This is a genomic window from Kitasatospora sp. NPDC036993 (assembly GCF_055607525.1).
In genome coordinates this window covers 94,311-100,040 of the sequence record NZ_JBVJRP010000024.1, presented here as the reverse complement: position 1 = coordinate 100,040, position 5,730 = coordinate 94,311, and the positions used below count along the sequence as shown (strand labels likewise).

Sequence of the window (5,730 nt, the reverse complement as noted above, 5' to 3'; positions counted from 1 at the left end):
CCGCGACGACGATCTTCGCGGAGGTGGTGGCGCGGGTGGGGGCGGCCGCGTTAGAGCTTGCGAAGTCCACTGAGGACCCTTTCGAGCAGCGTGACATCGGGCGTTCCGCCCGACTCGCCCGCGGCGGCGGGCTGGTGGATGGCGACGAGACCGGCCTCGGCAAGGTCGGCGACCAGGATGCGGGCGACACCGAGCGGCACGCCGGCCAGGGCGGAGATCTCCGCGATGGACTTGACCTCACGGCAGAGGCTGACGATCCGGGCGTGCTCGGGCAGCAGCCCGGTGGCCCGGTCGGCCGAACCGGTGGTGGAGATCAGCGCCTCGATGGCGAGCTGGTAGCGGGGTCGGGTCCGGCCGCCGGTCATCGCGTACGGGCGGACCAGCGGCTGCTGCTCGTAGCCGTCGGACTGCTGCCCGCCGTAGCCGCTGCCGTACCCGTTGCCGTACGAGCCGGCGGGTGTCGAGGGCGGGGTCATGGGTCCTCCTAGTGCTGCAGCCTTGAGCAGCCGGTTCCAGCTGGGGCGATGCCAGCTGAGGCGGGATCAGCTGCCTGAGGGTAGCTGAGAGGGTTGCGCCGGGTCCGGTCGGGTCGGACCCGGCGAGGGCGGTGGGACGGGTGGGCGGATCCGCGCGGAGGCTCCGGTCAGTGCAGGAGACTGCCCTGGAGTTCGGCGCGGAGAGCGGGGGTGAGGACGGCGCCGGCGCGGTCGACGAGCAGGGCCATCTCGTAGCCGACGAGGCCGATGTCGGAGTCCGGCGCCGCCAGGACGGCGAGCGAGGAACCGTCGCTGACGGCCATCAGGAACAGGAAGCCCCGCTCCATCTCGACCACGGTCTGGTTGACCTCGCCGCCCTCGAAGATCCGGCTCGCACCGTTGGTCAGCGAGGTGAGGCCGGAGGCGACGGCGGCGAGCTGGTCGGCACGGTCCCGGGGGAAGCCCTCGGACATGCAGAGCAGGAGGCCGTCCGCGGAGACCACCACGGTGTGGGACACCCCGGGGGTGCTGTCCACGAAATTGGTGATCAGCCAGTTCAGGTTCTGTGCGGCCTGGCTCATCTGGTTCAACTCAACGCTCCTGGTGATCTGCGCCGTTGCCGTCGCTCCGGCCACCGAAACTATCGAATCCGGGCTGCTGGGCACCATGCTGGAAGCCCGGCTGGTTGGCGGCCTGCTCGGCCCCGGCGCGACGGCCCTGCTGGATGCCGCGGCGCAGGTTGGTGAGACGGCCGCGGACCTCCTCGGGGGCCCGGGAGACCTGCGGGCCGGTCAGCGGCGAGGCCTCGGCGGTGCCGGAGACCAGGTTGGCCTGCGGGGTCCGCCGGGGCAGGCCCGACATGGTGACGCCGCTGGTCGAGGGCTCGCGGACCTGCTCGGCGCGGCGCCAGCGCTCGTCGTTCGCGGACGGACGCCACGGCGCGTCACCGGTGCCCGGCTGCTGCCCGGGCTGCGGCTGCTGGGGGGCCTGCTGGGGCTGGGCCTGCGGCTGCTGCGGCCGGCCCTCCGGAGCCTGCTGTTCCTCGGCGGACGGCCGGAACTCCGGCGCGGAGGTGCCGGGGCGGCGCGGCTGGTACTGCCGCGGCCGTGCCTGCTGTCCGCCGTCGTCCTGCGGGTGCCAGGGCTGCTCGTCGGCGGGCTGCCGGTCGGCGGGCTGGGAGGAGCCGGTCGGCAGCGCCATCGGCTCCTGGTGCGGCAGCGGCAGCGGCTGCTGCGGGGCCCGCTCCTGACGCACCGGCTCCGGACGCGGCGGGTTCGGCACGTTCGGCAGCACCGGCTCGACCAGGCCGAGGCCCAGCGGGTCGCGCGGGTCGATCTGGCTGGCCTCGAAGCGCGGGCGGGCGAACTGCTGGGTGCTCTCCACCGGCGCCGGCTCGGCCGACGGCTGGGGCTGCGGGGCCTGCGGCGGCAGCTGCGGCTGACGGTCGCGCTGCGGCGCTTCCTGGCCGGGGCGCTGCGGACCGCGCGGGCCCTGGGCGGCGGGCCGGCCGGGGGCGCCGGGGCCCTGCGGGGCCGGGCGGCGCTGCGGCAGTCCCTCCTGCGGACGGTTGCCGGGACGGGCGCCCTGCTGCGGCGCACCGGGACCGCCGGGGCGGCCGTGCTGCGGCTGCTCGCCGGTCCTGGGACCGGGACCGCCGTCGAACTCGCCACCGGGGCGCGGCCGCTCCTGGCCGGGCTGCGGCCGGTCCGCCTGGGGCTGACCGGGCTGCGGCCGGCCCGACTGCGGTTGGCCGGGCTGGGGCTGGCCGGACTGCGGCTGGCCGGGCGGCTGCTGACGGCCGCGGCGGGGCAGGCCGTTCGGGCCGCTCTGCGGCGGGCCCTGGCGGCCCGGGGCGCGCTGCGGCAGACCGCCCTGCTGGGCCTGCTGCGGGGCCTGCGGCGACTTGGGGTTCTGCTGCGGCTGGGCGGGCCGCCCCTGACCGGGCTGACCCCCACCCGGCAGGACGGGGTTCTCGCGCAGCGACTGGCCGACCTTGCGGGTCGGCAGACCGCCGCCGGCGCGGCCGCCGGGGGCACCGGGGCCGGCCTGCGGACCCGGACCGGCCTGCGGACCGGGACCGGCCGGAGCGGCCGGGCCGCCCTGGCCGAGCTGCGGGCGGCCGCCCTGCGGGGCACCGCCGGCCGGGCCCTGGCCGAGCGCGGCCTGACCGCCCGGGCGGGCGGGCGGCATCTGGCGCTGCTGGCGCGGCGTCGGGGCGACCCCGCGCTGCTGCTTGGCCTGGGCGGAGCCGGGGCGGCCGGTGCCGCGGCGGTCACCGGAGTTGGTGACGTCCACCGGGAGCATGACCAGCGCGGTGGTGCCGCCGGAGTCACTGGGACGGAGCTGGATCCGGATGCCGTGGCGCAGCGACAGGCGGCCGACCACGAAGAGGCCCATGCGGCGGGAGACCGAGACGTCCACCGTCGGCGGGTTGGCGAGGCGCTCGTTGATCTCGGAGAGGTCGTCGGGGCTCAGGCCGATGCCGGTGTCGTGGATCTCGACCAGCACCCGGCCGTCCGGCAGCGCGTGGCCGGTGACCCGGACGCGGGTCTGCGGGCTGGAGAACGAGGTGGCGTTCTCCAGCAGCTCGGCGAGCAGGTGGACGAGGTCGTTGACGACGCGGCCGGCGACCTCGGCCGACGGCACGGCGGCGAGTTCGATGCGCTCGTACTGCTCCACCTCGGAGGCGGCGGCGCGCAGGACGTCGACCAGCGGAACGGGCCTGGTCCAGCGGCGGCCCGGGTCCTCACCGGCGAGGACCAGGAGGTTTTCGCCGTTGCGGCGCATGCGGGTCGCGAGGTGGTCCAGCTTGAAGAGGTTGGCCAGCTGGTCCGGGTCCGCCTCGCGGCTCTCCAGCTCGGAGATGAGCGACAGCTGGCGCTGGATGAGGCCCTGGCTGCGGCGCGAGAGGTTGGTGAACATCGCGTTGATGTTGCCGCGCAGGAGGGCCTGCTCGGCGGCGAGGCGGACGGCCTCGCTGTGCACCATGTCGAACGCGTGGGCCACGTGGCCGATCTCGTCGGTGGAGTCGACGGCGACCGGTTCGACCGTGGTGTCGACGTCGTGCGGGTCGGCCTCGGAGAGGGTCTTGACCAGTTCGGGCAGGCGGCGCTCGGCGACGTCCTCGGCCGCGGCCTGGAGGCGGGTCAGCGAGCGCACCATCGAGCGGGCGATCAGACCGGCGCCACCGAGGGCGACGAGCAGCACCAGGGCGACCGCGACACCGATGATCAGGGCGTCGGCGTCGGCCTGGGCCTGGAGGTCCTGGGCCTTGCCGTCCAGGTTCTCGATGAGCTTGGACTCGATCCGGCGCTCGGCCGTGATCTTGGCGCTGGCCTTCTCGTACCAGTCCTTGTAGCTGACCGCCTCGGTCTGGCGGATGCCGCTCTGGGTGAGGATCGTGGAGGCGTAGCGGTCGGCGTCGGCGACCACCGAGTTGTAGCTCAGCTGGCTGCGCAGGTTGTCCAGGTCGTGCGCGGTGTAGATGTTGTTGAAGCTCGCGATCGCGTTGTCGTACGAGCTGCGCAGACGGATACCGAAGGACTCGTCGCTGGCGCTGAGGTCGGGGCTCTTCGGGTTCGCGAGCGCGGCGCTGATCAGGGCCCGCTGCTGCGAGGTCGCGTTCTTCGCCAGCGAGAACTGCTGGAGCGCGCGGGTGGAGACGACCAGGTCCTTGTTGTTCGACGCGAGCGCGATGTCCTGGGTGATGGACAGCAGGTCGCGGATGATCACGTCGTACGCGGTGATCGTCGACTGGATGTTCTGGTTGTTCTGGTACGGCAGGCTGCGGGTGTCCGCGATCGAGTTCAGGTCCTTGCGGATCTGGAGCAACAGCGCCTTTCCACCGGACAGTTCGAGGTTCTCGAACTTGTCGGAGGACGCGGTGAAGGTGCGGCTCAGATCGTCGGTGGACTTGCGGGCCGCGACGATGTCGTCGTCCAGCGGGGCGGTCGGTTCCTTGGTGATCGGGCCGGCGCTGATGTCGCGCTCGGTCTGGAGCGCGTCCGCGAGGTTGGTCGCCTTCTTGGCCAGGTCGGACAGGTTGGCCATCTGGGCGAGTTGCTGCGAGTTCTCCATCGAGCTCTGGATGCGCAGGCCACCGAGGACCAGCGAGACCATCACGGGGAGGGCGAGCAGCGCGATCAGACGGGTGCGGATGCGCCAGTTGCGCATCGCGAGCCGGTTCAGACCGGTGGCGCGTCGCCGGGTCAGCGAGGTGCGGAGCTTGTCCCGGGCGGACTTCCGCTCCTGACCGTCCTCCTCCGGGCGGCCGGGGGGCTCGGGTGTCACCGGCTCGGCCGGGCCGTCGGGGGCCGCCGCCTGTTGAGGGGCTGCCACAGGCTCACGCGACTCCGGGTTACCCGCGGCGCCGCTACCCCTTTTGAAACGTCCCTGCACTGGCGTCGCAACCTCTGGACCGGGCGTCCCGCCGCGTCGCCACGGCCTGGACGGTGTCGAGTTTCCATCCGCACCCCGGCCGGTCCGGGAGAGCGGGCACCGGGGTGGACCACTCCCTACCCACGGTCCGTCGCATTCCAGCACAGCCGGGGAATCCCAACAAGGGCCGCAGGAACCAGGCCTCCGGCGCTACCGACCGCTTGCACAGTCTCACGGACTGTGCGGTAACGGGTCCGGAATACCGCCTTTTTCGGACACTCGCCGGATACATGCCAAGAAGAGTCGTGGTCGGGAAGAGTCGGGGACCTTCCCGAATGCACCTTATCGGTGAAATGTCGGAATATCCCGCTGCGACGATATGTCGGATATCTGCGTTTTGCTCATCATTTTGTGAGCAAAATCACAGTCCAATGTGTAGCTTTGGTCACGGCCTCTATGGAATGAGATCTCGTAACCTGGCTCTCTCCGGAGCACGGCCCAGACCAGCCTGCCCAGAACCCCTCCGAATCAATCGGAATCAACTCAGGCCGGTGCCGATCCGTCGTGATCCGGCCGGCCGCGACCACGAGGTGCTCTCGATGTCCCAGGCGAAGAACGCCACCAAGTCCACGCTGTCCTGCCGCCCCACGGCGAACCCGCGCCGGACGACGCTGGCCTCGGTCGAGGACTTCAGCAAGATCCCGGGCGCCCGCAAGCCCGAGGACGTCGTGACCTACGGCACCGAGCTGCCGGGCGTCACCGCCAACCCGCGCCGCATCCAGCTGATGGTCGCCCCGGTCGTCGTCGTGCGGGACTGACCGGGCAACGCCGTACCGGGGGCGGGAGGGCACAGGGGGTGGTAGATCAGGACAGCCGA

The 5,730-nt window shown here is 72.6% G+C and carries 4 protein-coding genes; 1 reads left to right on the top strand and 3 read right to left on the bottom strand.

What is annotated here, in order from left to right; translation table 11 throughout:
* Nucleotides 1-50: 50 nt before the first annotated feature.
* From ACZ7C5_RS34925 to ACZ7C5_RS34915, 3 genes are all read right to left on the bottom strand, one after another.
* A complete protein-coding gene (locus ACZ7C5_RS34925; protein WP_188297106.1) occupies nucleotides 51-476 on the bottom strand; it encodes a DUF742 domain-containing protein in 426 nt (141 codons plus the stop codon).
* 167 nt (nucleotides 477-643) lie between these two features.
* A complete protein-coding gene (locus tag ACZ7C5_RS34920; protein ID WP_188297107.1) occupies nucleotides 644-1,057 on the bottom strand; it encodes a roadblock/LC7 domain-containing protein in 414 nt (137 codons plus the stop codon).
* Between the two features lie 10 nt (nucleotides 1,058-1,067).
* Nucleotides 1,068-4,814, bottom strand: a complete 3,747-nt coding sequence (locus ACZ7C5_RS34915) for a sensor histidine kinase (protein ID WP_470324221.1) — start codon at nucleotides 4,812-4,814, stop codon at nucleotides 1,068-1,070.
* Between the two features lie 590 nt (nucleotides 4,815-5,404).
* Between ACZ7C5_RS34915 and ACZ7C5_RS34910 the strand changes: the two genes are divergently transcribed.
* Nucleotides 5,405-5,671 (top strand): hypothetical protein, encoded by a 267-nt coding sequence (locus ACZ7C5_RS34910; RefSeq protein WP_317620244.1) that lies wholly within the window; start codon nucleotides 5,405-5,407, stop codon nucleotides 5,669-5,671.
* Nucleotides 5,672-5,730 lie beyond the last annotated feature (59 nt).

Coding starts and splice junctions, on each gene's coding strand:
- ACZ7C5_RS34925 (WP_188297106.1), bottom strand. CDS start 476: ATGACCCCGCCCTCGACACCCGCCGGCTCGTACGGCAACGGGTACGGC.
- ACZ7C5_RS34920 (WP_188297107.1), bottom strand. CDS start 1,057: ATGAGCCAGGCCGCACAGAACCTGAACTGGCTGATCACCAATTTCGTG.